Genomic DNA, 20571 nt, shown 5'->3' on the forward strand with positions numbered 1-20571 from the left:
CATGAATAAGCTCATATCTGCGTGTTTTACACTTTTTTTAATCTTGTCGGTTTCCACAATTGTTGCGCAGCAAAGCCATACGGTATGGCTGGATGACCTTCCTATACAAAGTTTTTCAGATGGCATTCGTCCGGTGGAGGTAAAAGCCAATTATGGTAAAGATACCATGAGTGTAAAAGGTATTAAGTATTTAAGAGGACTGGGGGCACAAAGCATCAGTATCCTTAAATTCGACCTTTCTAAACAGGCCATACGTTTTTCGACAATGGCGGCTGTGGATGACCATGGAAATAAGGACATCGCCCTGAAGTTTTATGTATTGGGCGACGGAAAAATATTGTTTGAAAGCGAGGAAAAGCGTGTTGGAGATGAACCCCTGAAAATAGCGATAGACCTGAAGGGAATCAAACAACTCGGATTGCTGATCACGGATAAGGTAGGTGGCGTTGCTAATAAAAGGACTTATGCCAACTGGATCAATGCCAAACTGGAAATTATGGAAGGTCATTTTCCCGGGCATGTGCGGTATGCGGATCATAAATACCTGCTAACGCCGCCAGCCAAACAAAGTCCTAAAATAAATTCGGCCAGGGTATTTGGGGCAAGACCGGGCAACCCGGTTTTATATACCATAGCTGCATCGGGTAAAAGGCCCCTACAGTTTTGGGCGGTTGATTTACCCAAAGGTTTATCGGTATCTGCCTCAACAGGTATCATTACCGGGGTTGTTAAAGAAAGAGGCAACTACAGTATACTGCTGAAGGCTAAAAATAAGCTTGGTGAGGCGAAGCAAAAATTGCTGCTTAAAATCGGGGATACCATTGCATTGACGCCTCCGCTTGGCTGGAATGGCTGGAACTCCTGGGCAACGGAGATCGATCAGGAAAAAGTAATGGCTTCTGCCAGGGCTATGGTAAATAAAGGTTTACGCGACCATGGCTGGAACTATGTCAATATTGATGACAGCTGGCAGGGGGTCAGAGCAGTACCAGACCATGCCCTGCAGCCAAATGAAAAGTTCCCCGACTTTAAAGCTATGGTTGATGGCATACATGCATTGGGTTTAAAAGCAGGCTTATATTCCACACCTTATGTTTCCAGCTATGCAGGTTATGTAGGCGGTTCATCCGAGTTCCCGGCAGGTGGAGAAACACATGAGCGCATTAAAGTTAACCGACAACCTTTTATGCACATCGGCAAATACAGGTTTGAAGAAACTGATGCCAGGCAAATGGCCCGCTGGGGATTTGATTTTTTGAAATATGACTGGAGAATAGATGTAAATTCTACGGAACGGATGGCTGATGCCTTGAAAAAATCCGGGCGTGACGTGGTATTCAGTTTATCCAACAATTCACCTTTTGAAAAAGCAAATGACTGGATGCGTCTGTCGCATATGTACCGTACCGGTCCTGATATTAAAGATAGCTGGAACAGTCTGTACGCTACGGTATTTTCACTTGATAAATGGGCGACTTATACTGGTCCGGGACATTGGAGTGACCCGGATATGATGATTGTGGGTGAGGTGACCATTGGGCATGAAATGCAGCCCAGCCATTTAACAGCGGAAGAACAATATAGTCATGTCAGCATATTCAGTTTGCTGGCAGCCCCCATGTTGATTGGTTGTCCGATTGAAAAACTGGATGCATTTACGCTAAATCTGTTAACCAATGATGAAGTGATTGCCATCAACCAGGATCCGCTGGGAAAAGCTGGACGGCTTTTGTTAAAGGAATCTGGTATGGAGATTTGGGTAAAGCAACTGGAAGAGGGGGCTTATGGCATAGGAATTTTCAATACTGACGGATATGGTACCACACCCCGGTCTTATTTCCGCTGGGGTGATGAAAAAGAAAAATCGTATACACTGGATTTTACTAAGATCGGCCTGAAAGGTAAATGGCAGATCAGGGACGTGTGGAGACAGCAATCCCTCGGACAGTATAACGGAGTGTTTCGGACTACTGTTCCTTATCACGGTGTGGTCATGCTTAAGGTTTCGCCGGTTGGCCCGGCCTTATTGAAATAAAAATTTTATCAGTTATAAACAGAAAAACTATGAAGATAATCGTAACGGTAATCGTAATCCTATTGAGTATAACCGGCTTTGTGTTAAGAGTAGCGGCACAGGATCAGCGCTATAAAGTGCCTTCGATGCCGAACCCCGCGGCGCGCAAAGCTGTTTTGGAAAAGACATGGGCAGCACTGCAAACCAATCCTCCGCAATTGGCTGTGAGGGAGTGTTTTCTGTTTTTGGCGGATGCACTGGATACCCGCTTTCTAAAAGATGAACAAGTGGAATGGTTGTTGAAAAAAGTACAGCGTAGAATATTAAATGATCCGGCAGCGGGTAGACGCTATGGAAACATCTTCTTTGGATGGCAGGAAAGTGGTTTCAATATACTCGATGAGAATAACGTGCAGTTCTGTGTTCAATATGGTATGCTGATAAAGTTATTGTTTAATGACCGCCTTTCTAAAACGGCAGCCAAAACACTAGACGAAATTTTTGCGCTGGCTGCCAAAGGAGTAGTCAACCTGGAAGTACGGATTTCCTACACCAATATTTACTTAATGAAAATCTGGAACCAACTGGCGCTTGGACAGGTTTATCATGAGCCTGGTATGTTCGAAAACGGGCGTAAGCTTTTTGATATATGGCTGAGCCACGTAGCACAATATGGTAACCGCGAATATGACAGCCCTACCTATAGCGGGGTAGATCTGGAATCCTTGTTGCTGATGTATACCTTTATTAACGATACAGACCTCAAAACAAAAGCCGGGGATGCCCTTAACTTCTTAATCACAGATTTAAGTGCACATTACAACAAACGGGCCGGCATACTTGCAGGGGCCCATAGCCGTGACTACAATCGGGTTTTTAGCCGTGACCTGTTGGAGGAAAAATATTTTAATCCATTGCTGGGTGGTAAGAATAACAATACGCACCTATTTAACCAGGTTTGTTTTGCTGCCTTGCAGAAATTGGGTTTGTCAGCCAATCAGAAAGAGTTGATGAGCCGGAAGAACCGTTTTATGGTACAGCGCTGGGATAGTCTGGCCAACACTTATGCCTGCAATTTTGTAGGTAATAAGGCATCCATAGCTTCAGCCAACCAGACTTATAGCCCGGATGACAAGCCTTTTGTGATGTACCTGAGTAGTCCGCGCATACCAGCTATGCCGAACATTGCTTACGTATTGGAGGGGCGTGACGACCATTATGGTACCTGGGCGGCCACGGGTATGGGCGAAAAAATGAAAAGCCGGATGCCTGCCAATTACCCGGTAAATGGGGGCTGGAACAAGACCAGGCATCTGATGCCATTTCTGCAGTCTGCTCAGAACAAAGGTGAATTTGTGATGTTGGCTGCCGGAGAGAAAGACCACAATTGCACCAATGCTTACCTCAATTCCACCATTATTTTGCCCAATGCGTTTGATGAAATCTGGCTGGGTAATAAAAAAGTAAATGTACCTGATGCAGGCAAGAGCATTGAATTGGATACCAGCAGAACGTTCTTTGCCAGATTTGAAGATGTAGCCATTGCCTTCCGTTTTATCTGGGACGATACCGGAAATGGTGTTGCATCACTTTACAACGATGGTTTTAATTATCAATCTGCCAGGGAGAAATTTCAATTGAAACACAATAAAACCATGCGGCTGACCATGCGCCATGCTGATAATGGTAAAGCAGGCATCGCCATGTGGTGGAAGCAGGAAGAAGGGATAAGAACAGCTGCCGACTTTTTAGAATTCAGGAAGAGAGTACTGTCAGCTCCAATGACCGTAAATGTGCAAAATGGAGTGGTAGATATTGCGGTAATGACTGCGGAAGGAAAGCTGGGCGTAAAAGCAGATCTGACCAATAAAAAACGACTGAGCTATTATAATCCGTCACCGATGCCTGCCAGCTTTTTGTTCCAGGTAGATGGAGTAGAAATTGGTAAACCCATTATGCAAAAATACATAGTAAACTAACCTGCTAACCAAATATAAAATTATGAAAAGAAGAGACTTTATGAAAACCGGTTCAGCTGCATTGGCAGCTATTGCCGGCTGTATGATCCTCCCATCCCATGTAATGGGAAAACCATTTGGCCATATTTCACCAAGTGATAAGGTAGACCTGGCTGTTTGTGGCATTGGCAACAGGGGTGGCGAGCTGCTGAGTTCCCTGTACAAGACAGGGCTGGTAAATGTTGTTGCCCTGTGTGATGTAGATATGGGAGCGCCACATACACTGGAGAATATGAACAAGTTTCCGAATGCAAAACGTTTTAAGGATTTCAGGGAAATGTTTGATAAGATGAGTAAGGAATTTAATGCGATCTGTATTGGCGTGCCTGACTTTTCTCATTTTCCAATAGCCATGCTGGCCATGAACCAGGGTAAAAACGTGTATGTAGAAAAACCGATGGCGCATACTTTTAATGAAGTGACACTGATGATGAAAGCGGAAAAGAGGTATAAGGTAAAATGCCAGATGGGCAACCAGGGGCATTCCGAAGAAAATTATTTTCAGTTCAAAGCATGGACTGAAGCTGGTATCATTAAAGACGTTACCGCAATTACTGCTTTTATGAACAACGGCCGCAGGTGGCATGGGATGACCGCTACTGGCTTTTTACCTGCACAGCCCATTCCTGAAACCCTGGATTGGGATAGATGGCTCAGTACAGCTGCTTTTAAAAATTATAATAAAGGCTATATCAATGGCGATTGGCGTTCCTGGTATGAATTTGGAAATGGAGCTTTAGGAGACTGGGGTGCGCACATCATTGATACGGCACATCAGTTTTTAGAACTGGGTTTGCCTACAGAAGTTAACCCTATAAAAATGGAAGGGCACAGTAGCTATTTATTTCCTCAGGGCTCTACTTTATTGTTTAAGTTTCCAAAGCGTAAGCAGATGCCGCCCTGTGACATTACTTGGTATGATGGTTTTAATAACCGCCCGGACTTGCCTGAAGGTTTTGGTGAATATGTAAGGGCCAAAAATATTCCACCGCCCACAGCTGGTGCGGCCAATACCAAACGTTATCCCGGAAAAATAATTTACTCAAAAGAGTTAACCTTTAAGGGGGGCTCACATGGTTCGCCGCTTGAGATCATCCCGGCAGAAAAAGCTAAAGAAATGGCAGCTATGCTGCCGGTTGTGCCGGAAAGTCCATCGAATCATTTCGCAAATTTTTTAAAAGCCTGCAAAGGCGAAGAAGATTGCCGCTCTTCTTTTGCTGTTGCGGGTCCATTGTGCCAGGTGATGGCACTGGGTGTGTTGGCGCAGCGTTTAAATACCAGGCTTGTTTTTGATGCCCGTAAACAGCAGATCACCAATAGTAAAGTTGGTAACCAGCTGCTGACAGGTCCTCCACCAAGAAAGGGCTGGGGGCAATTTTATAAAATGTAAAGGGGCTTTTTAAATTATTTATTGATGAAACACTTAAATTTTTTTCCATGAAATATACTTTTTACTTATGGACAGTTTCCCTTTTGTTCATGGTTTCTGCTACTGCTTTTTCGCAGTCATGGGTTGATGGTGTAGACCGCCATGGCCGTGAGGTTTATATGCCTGCAGCTCAATACAAATGGGATTGGGGACAGGCCACTTTTCTGAATTCGTTGGTCCATCTGTACAACGCTTCAGGTGATGTGCAGAAAAAAACATACTTCAATTATATTAAGCAGGCCATGGACGCCACTTATGCCGTTGCCAACGGTAAACATCCAAATGCAGTAGCCTCTGCCCATGGAATGGCCTTTCTTGCCAGGATCACAGGTGAAAAAAAATACCTTGATAAATGTAAGGAGATCTATGCAGACTATTTAAAAATCCCGCGTGCACCAAACGGAGGTGTTTCTCATCGGGCAGAAACTATAGAGTTATGGGACGATACGGTTTATATGCTGAATATGTTTTTGCTGGAAATGTACCGGCTTACCGGTGATGAAAAATACATTGCAGATTTTGTGGAGCAATTTAATGCGCACCATGAAAAGCTGGTTGATGCCAAATCCGGTTTGTGGGTACATGGCTGGGATGCAGATCAGATTGACTACAATGATGGTTGTAGCATTATGGGCTGGCCAGATCCGGTTAGCAGGAAAAGCAGCGAAATCTGGGCCCGTGGAAACGGATGGATCGGCATGGCACTTTCAGATGCCCTGAATACCATCTCCGGGAAATCAAAATACCGCAAGCCACTGGAGAAGGCTTTTGTACAATATGTAGCAGCCATTGCACCATTGCAGAACAAGGAATCGGGGCACTGGTATCAGTTAATGACCTTGCCTGATGCGCCAAAAAACTTCCTGGAAAGTTCTGCTACTGCCATGTTTGCCTATACCATTGCCATGGGCTTGAAAATGCATCTGCTGGATCAGAAAAAATACGGGCCTATGGCAGCGCGCGCTTATAACGGCATTATAAAAAATAGTCTTAGGGATGCGGGCAACGGATACCAGGTGCCAGCAATGGTTTCTGGTGGCACCTGTATTGGCGATGAAAATTATTACCTGGGCCGTAAAATAACAGAAGGTACCGGTTTTGGCTATGGTTCATTCATCATGTTTGGGCTTGCTTATGAACAATATAAAGGATTACGTAAATGAACATAAAAAAAATAATTTCACTGCTGCTGTTATTTAGTACTGCAGGTGTATATGCCCAAAAAGCGGGTTGGAAAAATCTGTTTGACGGAAAAACACTGAAAGGATGGCACCAATTGAATGGCAAAGCAAAGTATGAAGTGGTTAATGGTACCATTGTAGGGACAACCGTTAGCGGGGAACCAAATTCATTTTTGGCCACCAATGAAGATTATGGAGATTTTATATTTGAGTTGGAATTAAAAGTAGGTCAGATGAATTCCGGTATACAATTCAGGAGTTTATCCGATCCTGCTGATCACAATGGCAGGGTTAGGGGATACCAGGTGGAAGTAGATCCTTCGGATAGGGCCTGGTCGGGTGGTATTTATGACGAAGCGCGGCGGGGCTGGATGTACCAGACAGAAATGCATCCTGCTGCAAAGAAAGCATTTGTAAAGAACGGCTGGAACAAGTATAGAATAGAAGCCATCGGACCAGTGATCAGGACCTGGGTAAATGATGTGCCTGTTGCGTATGTGGTTGACGATATGACCCCTAAAGGTTTTATCGCGCTGCAGGTACATGGTGTAAAACAGCGGACAGGTGGTGCACAGATCCAATGGCGGAACATCAGGATACAAACTGGTGCAGCTATGCGGCCTAGGCCATTGGATCTGTCGGTACCCGTGGTCAATTATACACTCAATACCATTTCGGCCCTGGAAAAGGCGCAGGGTTTTAGTTTATTGTTCAATGGAAAAGATCTAACCGGATGGCGTGCCGTTTTAAAACAGACGCCACCCGAAAAAGGATGGCAGGTAGAAAATGGCATACTGCAGATCATGCCTGCCGACAGCAGCGAAAAGACCAAATTTGGCGATCTGCTTAGTACAAAACAATACAAGGCTTTTGAGTTGAATTTTGATTTCAAATTAACTGAAGGGGCAAACTCCGGTGTAAAATATTTTGTAACTGAGTCGGAAAAATCAGCACGTGCCGGGCTGGGACTGGAATACCAGGTATTGGATGATGAGCGTCATCCCGATGCAAAACTGGGCACTGAAGGAAATCGTACGATGAGTAGTTTGTACGATTTGATCCCTGCTGATAAACTGGATCCACGCTTTCAGAAAAAGATAGGCGAATGGAACCAGGGCAAGATCATTGTCTATCCCAATAACCTGGTGCAGCATTGGTTAAATGGGTTTAAGGTAGTTGAATATATGCGTGGAAGCAATATCTACAAAGTATTGGTGGCACATAGCAAATTTGCAGGTAAAGAAGGTTTTGGTGTTGCTGAACGAGGACCTGTTTTACTACAGGATCATGGGAATGCGGTATATTATAAAAATATCAAGATGAGGGAGCTGAACTAGATGCTTTAGTGGATCAGGCCCGGTTTCCAAACCGGGCCTTTTTTTATCTCCATTTTAGAATTATATAGGTTTGTTGGTATTAAAATAGCTTTTCCTGTGGAGGCTTAACTCCAGCCAGGCGAAGATATACTGTTGTTTGCCCACGGTGATGTGCCTGATGTTCAAAAACCTTAGCTAAAACCATCCTTCTAGTCATATCAAATTTTCCAAACAACTTGATGCTTTCATCCAGTTGCACTTCGGACATCTTTTTGATGTTATCGATCACGAAATCATAGCTGGCAAGCACCAATTTGGTCACATTCGCTTTGGATTTATCATCGGTTTTTTCTAATTCGCCCTGACCATAAGGACTTTTCGTACCTGTTGCAGCCGAGGCGAAAGCATAGTTGGCATCTCCCAGGTGTAATACCTGCTCTGCAAAAGACCGAATTTCTGGTGTGGGCTTTAAAGCATAGCCACTTTCAGGCATTACATCCAGATATTCCTTAGTATAAGCTTTTGACCTTTCCCATTCCTTTACTATATCAGCTACTTTTACTTGTGCCAGTGCAAATTTACTACCTATGATTAAACATAGTACAATTGCTAAACTTTTAAGTTTCATATGATTAGTGTTTAAAATGAATAACTAGTTTTTTTGTCTGTTAAATTTACTGATTTTTCTTATGTTAAACTAAATTAAGTGGTTGCCCTTGTCCTGACAAAGTTATATAAGCTTTACTTAATGAGTTAAGGACCACTGCCGGAGAATATACAGGTGATATGGCATATTGCTGGAAACACCATGCAAATGTAGAAGGGATGTTGTGAGTACAAGTGTATACCTGTTGAACATTTGGCTTGACATTCAGAAAAAAACAAAACCGATTGCCCTTCCAATTGTTGTTAAACAATACGTCGTAATACATCGCATTAGCACGCATAACATGAGGCCTATCCCTGGCTAACATTTTTATGGTAAACATCCGGTCACGAGACCGATATCAAAGATAAAATCGATTTTTTTGGGCGGTTGAAGGGTGCGAAACAATTTCAGTGTACAATTAATTTAAATTCAAACCATATGAAAAGAGTGTTACATTCATTCAAACATGGTCAGTACCTGTTGGCATTACTTGCGGTAATGCTATGTGGCGAAATGACCCTGGCACAAAGTGCCAAAATTACCATTAGGGGTGTAGTAAAAGATGCCAGAGACAGAATGCCCATACCCGGGGCAGTTATACGAATTTCTGGAACTACAGCAAGTACGGCCACAGATGGAAAAGGTGCGTATGAGATTGTCGCGACAATCAACGGAACTGCTGTAGTAACTATCAGTTATACAGGATATAGTCCCTATTCAAAAACGATAACCGATAATGTCAGGAATGTTACGATAAATGCTGATCTCGCAGAAGGTGCACTTAATCTGAACGAGATTGTAGTAACAGGTACAGCTATTGCAACAAGCAAGCGAGAGCTGGGAAATGCGATTTCAACCCTTTCAGCAAAAGACTTACAAAGCGCTACTGCCACCTCCGTAGACCAGGCAATGGCCGGGAAAATCTCAGGTGCACAGATTTCACAAAACTCCGGAAATGCCGCAGGTGGTATCAGTGTGCGTCTACGTGGGAATTCTACAATAGCAGGTTCAAGTGATCCGCTTTATATTGTTGATGGGGTTATCATTAATAACAGTTCTGATCAGCTGATAGACCTCGGTGGCTATACTCAAAATAGGCTGGTGGATATCAATCCATCTGATATAGATCGTATTGAAATTATCAAGGGTGCAGCAGGAGCTGCCATTTATGGCTCTCGAGCCAGTAACGGCGTAGTGCAGATCTTTACTAAAAAAGGTAAGTCGGGGCAGGCGGTAATCAGTGTATCTACTCAATTTCGTAACAATTCTATACGTAAAAAACTGGACTATAATCACTACCCATTTCGCTTTACAAATACTACGGCTGGCGATTTAAGCCAGGTTCCCGTACAGCGCTACGATTTGCAGGACATGATATTTCAGAGTGCTTATGGTACCGAAAATAACATTTCAGTATCTGGTGGTAGCGATAATACCCAATATTATTTGAGTGGGGGTTTTCTGGGTAATCAGGGGATTATTGGCGGTACAAATTTTCACAGAGCCAGTACACGTTTGAGGTTGGACCATCGTTTTAACGATTGGATTAAGGCCAGTATGGGATTTAATTACAGTTTAAGTAGCAGTCGTGAAATACCAAACGGCGGATTGGTTGAGGCTTATGGTGCTTTAACCGGTTTTATTTTTGCAAACAACTTCATCGATCCGAATGCGAACTCTGTAACAGGCATTTATCCTTCGCTTGCGCCTACAGGATTGTTGCGCACCAATCCACTGGAAGCGATCAATAGGTTTGATTTTAAACAACAGACTTCGCGTTTTATAGGAGATTTTCAATTGACAATCACTCCGTTCAAAAAGATGACCATCAACTACACATTAGGATATGACAATTCTACGCAGCTGGCTACTGGTTTTATTCCTGTAGGTAATACTACACCAAGCTATGCAACAGGTTATTCAAGAAGGGCAGATCGGATAGGTCTTTTGCTCAATAATGACCTTACTGCTTCTTATAAAACTAAAATAGGTTCAGCTATAGAATCCTCTACTTCGTTGGGTGCAACTGCACAAACGGAACGGGTTAATTCTGCTTCTATAACCGCTACGCAATTAAATCCGGTGAGCCAGGTTGCCTCAAGCGGAGCAACAGTGGTGCCACTTGAAGCCCGGTCTACCATGAATATTCTTGGTTTTTTCGCACAGCAAACCTTTGGTTATAAAGATAAGATCTACATCACCGGAGCTATTCGAAATGATGTATCATCCATATTTGGAGCCAATAACAGGTGGCAGTACTATCCAAAATTAAGTGGTACTTATATCCTGTCGGAAGAGGGCTTTTGGAAAAACTCTTCCCTGGCATCAAACATACCTACGTTAAAATTAAGGGCGTCCTATGGACAGTCTGGTAATTTAACTGCTATTGGTGCTTATGACCGTTTAACCAATTATACAAATGTTTCTTTACCAGGGCTCCCTGGTTCTGGCGGACCTCCACAGCTGGGTAATCCGGACATTAAACCGGAACGCCAGATAGAAAAGGAGATTGGCCTGGACGCCAGTTTTTTAAATGACCGCCTGGGCTTTGAGGTTACTTATTACAATAAAGATGTAAAGGATTTATTGTTATTGTCTACGCTGCGGCCGTCAACAGGTTATTTAACCCAGATCCAGAATATCGGTACGATGACCAATAAAGGGATAGAGGTGTTGTTAAGGGCAGTACCCGTGCAAAGCTCAAATTTTAAATGGAACAGTACATTGATATTCTCTGCCAATAAAAACAAAGTGGACAATGTTCCGGGAGGGCTGGTTACTTTTCCTGGAGGCTTTGGACAGGTAGCGGCAGTTGATGGTTATGCTTTAGGAGCATTTTATGCCACATATTTTGCCCGGAATGCGGATGGTTCCTTATTGTTAAATCCAGCTGGATTTCCGCAGACGGAAAAGATTGGACGTGATGCCAACGGACAGCCCCTGGGTTCGAACCGCCTTAAAGTGATTGGTGATCCCAATCCAGACTGGACCGGATCATTTACCAATGAGTTTTTTATCGGTAAAAGCTTTTCATTGAGGATGCAATGGGATGCTTCTTATGGCAATGACGTGTTCAATTTTACCAGGCGCGTGGGGGAAAGGGATATTTATGGAGGTTTAGCCGGCTATGAGGCTGAATTAAAAGGCGAGGTACCTAAAGGAACTTCTGCGGCAACTTACAGCATTTTCGAAAAATTTATAGAAGATGGCTCTTATCTTAAACTGCGGGAATTATCTGCGTCCTATGATTTGAAATTGAAGCTTCTGAATGATAAACCTTTGCGCATTACGGTATCCGGACGTAATTTATTGTCTATCGATAACTATAGTGGCTGGGATCCGGAAACAAATGCAGCAGGTCAGAGTACTGGGGTAAGGGGCTTTGATTTTACTGAGGTTCCTATACCGAGAACCTTTGCACTTGGTTTGAACTATACTTTTTAATCATTCAAATTTAACGTTATGAAAAGGAAAATAAATTATATATATGTATGGGTTGCTGTAATGATCATGTGCTCGTCTTGTAAGCTGGACCAGATCAATCCTAATGCACCTTCAGATAAAGAGACGCTGACAACCAGGGAGGGGATCATTGCCTTAAGTATTGGACTGAGACAGTTTTATTCTACTACTGGCTTGAGCAATACCATGCTTACGCCTTGTGTAACTGCCCGGGAAGTCAAGGGTATTGCTACTTTTACCAATACGCTTGAGTTGGAAGCGGGTGGCACCACGCTTCCTACAGCGAATGGAAATATACTTGCGTTATGGTCTAGTATGCAGCGGGAAATGACTATGTGTGAAGACATCATCAATAATGCGCCTAATGTTACTACTATTGAACCTGCCTTGCTAAGTGGGATTATGGCGCAGGCTTATTTGTTTAAAGCTATAGCATTATCAGAGTTGGCCATGGCATTTGAGCAAGTCAATTTAAACACCAGCATAACAAGTCCGGTTACATTTGTGCCCCGTGCCCAGGTTTTTGCAGAGGCGATGAGGTTGCTGGACCTTGGGATTGGTATGATCGTGGCCAACCCACCAAATTCTGCCTTTACTACTTCGGTAAGCGGGCCTGATTTTGATCTCAGGAATTCTTTATATGCTATACAGGCGCGCATCAGTTTAATGGCGGGCAACAACCAGAAAGCCCTGGATAATGCAAACCTTGTTGACCTGGGAAAAACCTCAGCGTTTACTTATTCTACACTTAGCCCAAATCCACTTTATGTATTGTATAAAGTAACCATATCCTACCGTCCACGCGAGAATTTCGGATTGCCTGCAGGTTTATATGAAGCAGGTGATCAGCGGTATAATTTTTACTTTACTACTCCTAAAGCAGTAATTAACGGGGATGCCGTAACTTCAATGGCTGGGTTTGCAGCTGGTCAGACTACTGCTATTCCGGTGTATCTGCCTGATGAGATCAGGCTGATTAAAGCCGAAGCGATTTTAAGGCTCCGTGGAAGTATTCCTGATGCCATTACGTTGATCAATGCGGTCAGGACACAGACCAGTGGTGATCTCTTCGGGGTAAATGCAGGTTTGGCACCTTATAGTGGTGCTGCAAATTATGATGCTTTATTGGTTGAAGTATACAAACAACGCTGTGCAGAATTGTATTTAAGTGGCCTGAAATGGGAGGATACCCGTAGGTTTGGCCGCCCTGTACCGCCGGCAAATGTTACGGAAAGAAACAGGATATTTTATCCATATCCGGATCAGGAAAGGATAAATAATCCCAATACCCCTGCTGATCCGGCGATTTAATTGATGACCTTACAGGGGGGCTTATTGATGTGGCTTCCCTGTATTTTAAATTCACAGATGAAAAAACGACTACTTACGATGCTCTTTATTGGCTTTAATTCAATATTTGCGCAGCAAAATGTATTAAATCAGCAAATACTACAGAAAGCTACAACTGCCCAGGACAAGCTTCGCCTGCTGAATAACCATAAGGCAATGTTGCCATTGAAGGACATTAAAGATCTGAAAATAGCCAGCATACATTTTCAGGATGCCTATGCCCATGCTTTTGATAGCATAGTGAATAAATATTCCGGCGTTACGAGCATAGATGCCAGTCATATGAGGCTTACAACATCATTTAATGCTTTACACGACCAGCTTAAATTGTATAACCAGCTGTTCTTTTCCTTTAGCACAAATACGAGGTTTAATCCGGCACTGATAGGTTTTTTAAAGGATATGGCCAGCATAAATAAAGTAGTGATCAGGTTAACCGGAAATGAAAAGAGTCTGCAACAGTTAAAAGCACTTAACATTCCCCTGATTTATCTGCCAGATGACAACCAGGAGTCTGCTGCTGTTGCGGCACAAGCTATATTTGGTGGAATCGCTGTTAAGGGCATAAAGAAAATACGGTTGGGTTACAGTTTGCCAGAATCAGTAGGTGTGAACGGTAATCAGCTGGACAAGATCGATTCCTTAATTAAAGCAGGTATAGCTGCGCATTCTGCACCAGCCGTGGTGGTTTTGCTGGTGAAAGATGGGCGGGTAATCTTACATAGAGCTTATGGTAAGCATACTTATGAAGGCAAAATGGCAACTAAACCAGATGATATATTTGACATGGCATCAGTAACTAAAGTTACTGCTACTACCCCTGCAATTATGCGGCTGTATGATGAAAAAAAGATCAATCTGGATTCGGCAATCAGTAAATATGTTGCGTTGTTGAGAAATGTACCCGATAAGCGGGATGTCAAAATTAAGGAAGCGCTGCTGCACGAGGCAGGATTTACTCCTTACATCAAGTTTTATGAGCAATTGAAGCCTGGCGATACAAGTTCTGATTCCTCTGCTATATATCCCACAAAGGTGGCAGATGGTTATTATTTGCGGGCAAATTATTTTAATGATGTGATGTGGCCGGTAACCTTGAAATCTAAATCAGAAACCCGTGGTAAATATGTATATAGCGATTTAAGTATGTATATGATGAAAGAGGTGGTGGAAGAAGTAGCGCAGCAAAAACTAAATGATTTTGTTGCCAATGAGTTCTATCTTCCTTTAGGTATGAGGTCTAGCGGATTTTTACCACGCAATCGCTTCAATAAATCGAGAATTGTTCCTACCACGACAAATGACAATTGGTTTAGAGATATGCTGGTTCAGGGATATGTAAATGATCCGGGGGCTGCGATGGCAGGAGGGGTGGAAGGACATGCTGGATTATTTGCCAACGCCAATGACCTGGCTATATTTTACCAGATGTTAATCAACCAGGGAAATTATGGAGGGCATCAGTATTTAGAACCTGGAACTGTAAGCTTGTTTACTTCGCGACAATCAAAAGTAAGTATGCGTGGGTATGGTTTTGACCGGATCAGCGCAGATCAAAAGCCTGGAAACCCCCGTTCTGCACAGGGTTTTGGCCATAGTGGATATACAGGAACCTATGTTTGGGTAGATCCAAAATATAACCTGATCTATATCTTCTTATCGAACAGGGTTTATCCTGATGATGGCAAAACTTTTGGTCCTTCAAAAATTAACCTGCGACCAGCAGTTCTGGATATTTTTTACGAGGCCATTATCAAATAGGTTTATTTTCATCATTATCATGAAAGCCAGATGCCGGTAAAATTACTACCAGCGTTGTTTCTCCAGCTCTACTTTTAACTCATCTTTCATGTTTTTGGCTTTTTCTATCCACTCAGGGGCTTTTTCGCGCAAGTTATCTACCATAGACCTCCCGTTCATGTCCTTTTTGGTCATGTATTTAATCGCACCATATACTGCGGCGCCGATTAATGCTGTTTTAAATAATCCCATTTATTTTAAGTTTTTATATCATGATTAACACATGAAAAGACAAATAGTTTATTTAATATGCAACAGCAGAACAATCATGAAACTGCCTGATCCTCAGTCTGCACATATTTTTTAGGTTTTTTGTCAAAAATGGGTATCTTAGAGGTCGAGATTACTTATATGATTCAATTACGGGACTATCTCATCGGCAAAAAAACTTCTTTTACTTTAGAAGGCCGGATATTTCACTCTGTTTGTCTGATTGCATTGATGGGGCTTGCTGTATGCATACCATTTAATGCTTCCATGCAATTGTTCCGCCTCTCTCTACTTATGATGGGTATTTTTCTGGCCGTACTAACCATTTATTATTTTTCCCGGTTCAGGAACAAAACCAGCGCAGGTATTGTCATACTTTCGGTAATCAATAACCTGCTGCTTATTGTAAATTATTATTATAACTCAGGCGTCAATGGTCCAAGCACTGTAGTTTTTGCCTTATCATTTTTAATTACTGTTTCCATTGTTCCTAAAAAGCATTTCTGGATATGGCTTCCTTTAAACATAGTGATTGTGCTTGGCCTCTTGTCTTTTGAATTTAGAAATCCGGAACTGCTTAAAAATACTTACCCCAATGAAGCCGCTAAATTTATGGATATTGGCTTTACTTATTTATTGTGCGTAGCTATAATTTTGCTGATTACCTCTTTCATCCGCAATTCTTATTATGGAGAAAGAGAAATTACTATTCAGAATACCTTAGCTCTTGAAGCCAGTAATCATACTAAAAACAAATTGTTATCCATACTGGCACATGATCTTAAAGAACCACTTGCTTCTATACAGGGCTTTCTTGAGTTACTGACAGAATACAAGCTGGAAGAATCTGAACGCTTAAATATGGAAAAACAACTGCTGAGCCGGACGAAGGATACTGCATATATATTGGCAAATGTGCTTTCCTGGACTAAAGGGCAAATGGAAGCCGTTCAGATCAGTTTAGTGCCTTTGCCTTTAAAGGGAACCCTGGAAGGTACTTTTAAAGTAATGGAGGGCATAGCAAAGGAAAAGGGAATAGAACTGAAACAGCTGGTTACCGATGAAATCAGTGTGCTCGGTGACCGCGATATGTTGCAGTTGGTCATCCGCAACCTGATCACAAATGCCATTAAATTTACTTTTCCCGGTGGAGACATCATCGTTTCTGCCAGGGTACAACAAAACGAGTGTATCATCAGTGTTAAAGATAATGGGGCCGGCATACCATTTGAGCAGCAAAGCTCCATCTTTTCGCCGGCACTGAAACCAACTTTCGGAACGGGAAATGAAAGAGGGGTAGGCCTTGGTTTAATGCTTTGTAAAGAATTTACGGAATTACAGGGTGGCAAAATAAGTTTTGAAAGTGAACCGGATGTAGGAAGCACTTTCATGATCAGTTTGCCTATGAGCCAGGCAGCCAAAACACCAAATCATCAGCCTTTGAATATGGAACAGGTCGTTCCTAAAAGTTAGCTGAATGAGGGTTTTTCCTATACAGTAAAATACTTTTTTAACAACACTTGCAGCTCCTCGGCGTGAAGTGGTTTTTTTAACAGTTTAACAACATGTTGACTGGCTTCTGCCTTTTTGATGTCCCCAAAATCAAGTGTGGAAGAAAGCATCGCAATCAGGCATTTTTCAGTAAGCCGCTTGGGTAATTTTTTATAGTACTCTAAAAAATCAAAGCCGTCCATATCCGGCATCTGGATGTCCAGTAAAATGAAATCAGGTAACTTTTGTACATCACTCAAGTGCTGGTTCAGGTACGTTAAACCCTCTTCAGCTGATTGACAGACAACAATTTCATCAAACAGGTTTGAAATTTTAATGAGTTTTGAGTTGATCTTCAGGTCAACATCATTGTCGTCGATTAACAGTACCGTTCTTTGGTTATTTAGCATTGGGGATGGTTATTTTAAAGGTAGTACCTTCAGCTGGATCAGAGCTTACGGCAATTCTTCCATTAATCCTGTTCAATGCTTCTTTTACAATAAACAAGCCTAATCCGCTACCATGGTTAACTTTGCTTTTAAAGAATTGGGTAAAAATCTTTTCCAGGTGTTCATTCAGGATACCCATTCCGTTGTCATTAATAGAGATTTCAACCAGATCTCTTCTTACGGCTATATGTATGTTTACCTTTTTATCAACCTCTGTTTCTTTCTGATATTTTATGGCGTTCGAAATCAGGTTGCCCAATATTACTTCTATCCGGAATGAATCTCCGTAAAAAGCTACTTTCTGGTCTATATTAACATCAAAAGTAGTTTCTTTATCCGCATAAGAATACAGATCAATCAATTCAGGGATTAATTTATGGAAATCAATTAAGCTATTTTCTGAGATCGTTTTGTTGTTTTTGTAATATTGAAGGGTTTTCTGGATATAATAGTCGAGTTTATTGGAACAGGTTTCAATCAAGCTCCAGTATTCACCGCTTGACTCATAAAGGCCTTCCATCTTTACCAGGTTTACAATACCCATTGCCGATACCAGCGGAGCCCTCAATTCATGCGAAATGCTATAAATGAACCTATTTAATTCATCATTGGTCTTTTCCAGTTCCGCTATTTTATTGCGCAGGTCAATTTTAGACTTATAGGCATCATATGCATTTTTAATGGAATTGTGCAGTTCCAGATCGTTCCAGGGTTTGGTAATGTACCTGTATATATCGCCATGGTTAATCGCATCTGCAAGTGCTTCAATATCTGTATAACCGGTCAATAATATCCTTATCGGATCAGGATAGGTATCGGTTATGCTCTTGAAAAATTCCACACCAGTAGTGCCCGGCATTTTTTGATCTGCAAGAATAACCTGTACCGAAATATTCTCCAGTATCTTTAAACCTTCAGCAGCGGAAATAGCTGTATAGATTTCGTACTGCCGCCTAAAACTCGCTTTAAAAGCTTGTAAGTTATTTTCCTCATCATCAATATATAGAACTCTTACATTGTGTGCACTCATAGTACGGGCTTGGTTATTGTGTATTAACAGGTAATGTAATGATGAATTCTGTACCTTGATCTATTTCGGAGAGAACATCGATATGACCTTTATGTTTCTCAATAATACTAAAAACAATTGACAAACCTAGGCCTGTTCCTTCACCAACTTCTTTTGTGGTGAAAAAAGGTTCAAATATCTTATGTTTAACCTCATCGGTCATACCAGTTCCGGTATCTTTAATGCTGATTTTGACATGATCGTCTTCATACCAGGTCCTAATGGTCAGCAGTTCCTCATCCCGCTCCTTGCCATTCGATTTAATGGCCTGAATTGCATTAGAGATCAGGTTCATAAATACCTGGTTAATCTTGCCCGGAAGGCACTCTGTTTTAGGCAGATTGCCAAAGTCTTTGATCACTTTTACATTGTCAGGAATCGAATTTTTTACCAGCACCAGGGTAGAATGCAGTCCTTCATTAAGGTCAATCGGTTTCAGGTCATCCTCATCCAAACGGCTAAAGTTTCTCAAACTTCTGATAATTTCAGCAGTTCTTTTGGCCCCGTCAGTAATACCGGTAAGCAATGATTCTATTTCGTTGTTTATGAATTCCAGATCGATTTGCTTTTTGAAAGCTTCAATTTCCTGAATCTGCTCCATCACATCCGAACTGGAATAGTCAACCTGTTCGTATTTGGTAATAATTTCTTTCAGGTCATCAATATCAAGCTGCAAGGGTTTAATATTGGAAGTGACAAAATTGATCGGGTTATTGATTTCATGCGCAATACCTGCAGTTAACTGGCCCAGAGCGGCCATTTTTTCTGCATCAACCAGTTGCGATTGTGCATCTTTCAAATTTGTCAGGGCTACGTTCAAACTGGAGTTGGTATTTTGCAACTCTGTGGTGCGCTCATTTACTTTTTGTTCCAGTTCAATATTTTGTTCTCTTACCAGACGTTCATTTTCTTTCAATACCAGCAGGGCCTGTTTCTGTGCCAGCTCATTTTGATTTTTAAAGAAATTGATCCGGTCTGCAAGGGCAAATGATAGTAACAGGACTTCCAGTACTGATGCAAACTGAACGGAATACATAGAAAAAATAGAATACGGAATGATCTCATAGTCTTTTAAAATAAAGATCATCATGCCAATAAAAAGAAATGACCAGGAAACCAGGTAATAACCAGCAGGCTTAAAGTCTCTTTTAAAGTAGGCATTTAAAGCACTGATAAAAGTAACAATAGACCCTCCGAAAATTGAGACCTGCATGCCGATAAAGGAAACCTTTTTATAGCCCATAAAAAGTATTATCGTACTGATTACGGTTAGTACAAGTAAAATATTCAATATCTTATGAAGTCTTGCTGTATTTTTTTTGGTATTTAGAAAGGATTTGGTAAACAATATAGAAGCAATCAGCCCCAGGTTAGAGAAAAGAATGATGGATATATTGTTGAACCACAGGTTGTCTATATAAAAATACTTATCAAAATAACCCTGTATGGTAGTTTGCGTAAGCCAGGTAAACAGCACGCAAAATATATAATTCAGATAACTTACGTCCTTTACACTAAAATATAAGAATAGGTTATAGGCGAACATGATTAGCATGATACCCGTATAAATTCCGAAAAATACATCCCTAAGTGAGAACAATTCCAGCAAATTACTGGCCTTACTGATAAAGACCGGCGATATCACTACATCGTCTGAATGCAGTTTGATATAAATGACCGGATTTAAGGCTGCAATATCCCTGGGAATTTTAAAGGTTTTAAGGTTTCCTGAGGTCTTAACAGAAGCGACGAGCGTATAATTATTATACTGGATTTTTTTTAAAACCTGATTGTCCTTTACGAAATAAACCTCTGCCTGTTTTAACCTGGGTTGATCGATTAGAATATTTGAATATGCTTTCATGTCAATCGTTGCAGGTACGATTGTCTTTATCCAGACCGGGTTGGGGTAATTGCCAATATTAATGATATTAGAGGCTGGTTTTTTAAACTCATTCTCTCTTTTGATCACTGAATTGATCCCAAGGGTATCGGACTTGCTAATGTACAATTTTGAAAAGTGCAGGACGTTAATTAACGAATCCGGGGTTTGAATGTCGGCATTTGTTAAACTGTTCCCGTTAAAATTTGCGGAAAAGTATGCCGAAGCATCGTAATAAGTTGCAAACAACA

General features: G+C 41.7%; 14 protein-coding genes. 9 read left to right on the forward strand and 5 right to left on the reverse strand.

The window, feature by feature from the left end; all coding sequences use genetic code 11:
- Position 1 precedes the first annotated feature (1 nt).
- Genes R2Q85_RS13775 through R2Q85_RS13795 form a run of 5 tightly spaced genes read left to right on the forward strand, consistent with a single transcriptional unit; the run spans position 2 to position 7979 of the window.
- A complete protein-coding gene (locus R2Q85_RS13775; RefSeq protein ID WP_316812376.1) occupies positions 2-2035 on the forward strand; it encodes an NPCBM/NEW2 domain-containing protein in 2034 nt (677 codons plus the stop codon).
- A 29-nt stretch (positions 2036-2064) separates the two neighbouring features.
- Positions 2065-3993, forward strand: a complete 1929-nt coding sequence (locus R2Q85_RS13780) for a hypothetical protein (protein ID WP_316812377.1) — start codon at positions 2065-2067, stop codon at positions 3991-3993.
- 22 nt (positions 3994-4015) lie between these two features.
- Positions 4016-5422: a Gfo/Idh/MocA family oxidoreductase gene (locus tag R2Q85_RS13785; protein ID WP_316812378.1), complete on the forward strand. Its 1407-nt coding sequence runs from the start codon at positions 4016-4018 to the stop codon at positions 5420-5422.
- A 47-nt stretch (positions 5423-5469) separates the two neighbouring features.
- The gene (locus tag R2Q85_RS13790; protein ID WP_316812379.1) at positions 5470-6624 is read left to right on the forward strand and encodes a glycoside hydrolase family 105 protein; all 1155 of its coding nucleotides are present in this window, start codon (positions 5470-5472) and stop codon (positions 6622-6624) included.
- Positions 6621-7979: a DUF1080 domain-containing protein gene (locus R2Q85_RS13795; RefSeq protein WP_316812380.1), complete on the forward strand. Its 1359-nt coding sequence runs from the start codon at positions 6621-6623 to the stop codon at positions 7977-7979. The genes R2Q85_RS13790 and R2Q85_RS13795 overlap by 4 nt, the downstream gene beginning before the upstream one ends.
- Before the next feature lie 79 nt (positions 7980-8058).
- Here the strand turns inward: R2Q85_RS13795 and R2Q85_RS13800 are convergent, their stop codons facing one another.
- Positions 8059-8586, reverse strand: coding sequence for a DinB family protein (locus R2Q85_RS13800; RefSeq protein ID WP_316812381.1), 528 nt, complete (start codon positions 8584-8586; stop codon positions 8059-8061).
- 459 nt (positions 8587-9045) lie between these two features.
- Between R2Q85_RS13800 and R2Q85_RS13805 the strand changes: the two genes are divergently transcribed.
- The 3 genes from R2Q85_RS13805 to R2Q85_RS13815 are packed head-to-tail and all read left to right on the forward strand — an operon-like array spanning position 9046 to position 15180.
- The gene (locus R2Q85_RS13805) at positions 9046-12051 is read left to right on the forward strand and encodes a SusC/RagA family TonB-linked outer membrane protein (protein WP_316812382.1); all 3006 of its coding nucleotides are present in this window, start codon (positions 9046-9048) and stop codon (positions 12049-12051) included.
- Positions 12052-12069: 18 nt separating this feature from the next.
- Positions 12070-13380, forward strand: a complete 1311-nt coding sequence (locus R2Q85_RS13810; RefSeq protein ID WP_316812383.1) for a RagB/SusD family nutrient uptake outer membrane protein — start codon at positions 12070-12072, stop codon at positions 13378-13380.
- A 57-nt stretch (positions 13381-13437) separates the two neighbouring features.
- Positions 13438-15180, forward strand: coding sequence for a serine hydrolase domain-containing protein (locus tag R2Q85_RS13815; protein WP_316812384.1), 1743 nt, complete (start codon positions 13438-13440; stop codon positions 15178-15180).
- Positions 15181-15225: 45 nt separating this feature from the next.
- Here R2Q85_RS13815 and R2Q85_RS13820 read toward each other — a convergent pair whose 3' ends face one another.
- On the reverse strand, positions 15226-15411 hold the full coding sequence (locus tag R2Q85_RS13820; protein ID WP_316812385.1) for a YtxH domain-containing protein: 186 nt from the start codon (positions 15409-15411) through the stop codon (positions 15226-15228).
- Between the two features lie 159 nt (positions 15412-15570).
- Between R2Q85_RS13820 and R2Q85_RS13825 the strand changes: the two genes are divergently transcribed.
- Entirely contained in the window at positions 15571-16902 is a 1332-nt protein-coding gene (locus R2Q85_RS13825) for a HAMP domain-containing sensor histidine kinase (RefSeq protein ID WP_316812386.1), read from the forward strand.
- A 17-nt stretch (positions 16903-16919) separates the two neighbouring features.
- On the opposite strand, the gene R2Q85_RS13830 is transcribed toward R2Q85_RS13825, so the two are convergent.
- The 3 genes from R2Q85_RS13830 to R2Q85_RS13840 are packed head-to-tail and all read right to left on the reverse strand — an operon-like array spanning position 16920 to position 20569.
- Entirely contained in the window at positions 16920-17330 is a 411-nt protein-coding gene (locus R2Q85_RS13830; protein ID WP_316812387.1) for a response regulator, read from the reverse strand.
- Positions 17320-18399, reverse strand: a complete 1080-nt coding sequence (locus tag R2Q85_RS13835) for a hybrid sensor histidine kinase/response regulator (RefSeq protein ID WP_316812388.1) — start codon at positions 18397-18399, stop codon at positions 17320-17322. The genes R2Q85_RS13830 and R2Q85_RS13835 overlap by 11 nt, the downstream gene beginning before the upstream one ends.
- A 13-nt stretch (positions 18400-18412) precedes the next feature.
- Positions 18413-20569 carry a 7TM diverse intracellular signaling domain-containing protein gene (locus R2Q85_RS13840; protein ID WP_316812389.1) on the reverse strand — a complete coding sequence of 719 codons (2157 nt, stop codon included), beginning with the start codon at positions 20567-20569 and terminating at the stop codon, positions 18413-18415.
- Positions 20570-20571 lie beyond the last annotated feature (2 nt).

It is taken from the genome of Pedobacter heparinus (genome assembly GCF_032678725.1).
Lineage (GTDB): Bacteria > Bacteroidota > Bacteroidia > Sphingobacteriales > Sphingobacteriaceae > Pedobacter > Pedobacter heparinus_A.

Bases quoted from the DNA above. Each gene is read 5' to 3' on its own strand.
- R2Q85_RS13775 (WP_316812376.1), top strand. From the start codon at position 2: ATGAATAAGCTCATATCTGCGTGTTTTACACTTTTTTTAATCTTGTCG.
- R2Q85_RS13780 (WP_316812377.1), top strand. From the start codon at position 2,065: ATGAAGATAATCGTAACGGTAATCGTAATCCTATTGAGTATAACCGGC.
- R2Q85_RS13785 (WP_316812378.1), top strand. From the start codon at position 4,016: ATGAAAAGAAGAGACTTTATGAAAACCGGTTCAGCTGCATTGGCAGCT.
- R2Q85_RS13790 (WP_316812379.1), top strand. From the start codon at position 5,470: ATGAAATATACTTTTTACTTATGGACAGTTTCCCTTTTGTTCATGGTT.
- R2Q85_RS13795 (WP_316812380.1), top strand. From the start codon at position 6,621: ATGAACATAAAAAAAATAATTTCACTGCTGCTGTTATTTAGTACTGCA.
- R2Q85_RS13800 (WP_316812381.1), bottom strand. From the start codon at position 8,586: ATGAAACTTAAAAGTTTAGCAATTGTACTATGTTTAATCATAGGTAGT.
- R2Q85_RS13805 (WP_316812382.1), top strand. From the start codon at position 9,046: ATGAAAAGAGTGTTACATTCATTCAAACATGGTCAGTACCTGTTGGCA.
- R2Q85_RS13810 (WP_316812383.1), top strand. From the start codon at position 12,070: ATGAAAAGGAAAATAAATTATATATATGTATGGGTTGCTGTAATGATC.
- R2Q85_RS13815 (WP_316812384.1), top strand. From the start codon at position 13,438: ATGAAAAAACGACTACTTACGATGCTCTTTATTGGCTTTAATTCAATA.
- R2Q85_RS13820 (WP_316812385.1), bottom strand. From the start codon at position 15,411: ATGGGATTATTTAAAACAGCATTAATCGGCGCCGCAGTATATGGTGCG.
- R2Q85_RS13825 (WP_316812386.1), top strand. From the start codon at position 15,571: ATGATTCAATTACGGGACTATCTCATCGGCAAAAAAACTTCTTTTACT.
- R2Q85_RS13830 (WP_316812387.1), bottom strand. From the start codon at position 17,330: ATGCTAAATAACCAAAGAACGGTACTGTTAATCGACGACAATGATGTT.
- R2Q85_RS13835 (WP_316812388.1), bottom strand. From the start codon at position 18,399: ATGAGTGCACACAATGTAAGAGTTCTATATATTGATGATGAGGAAAAT.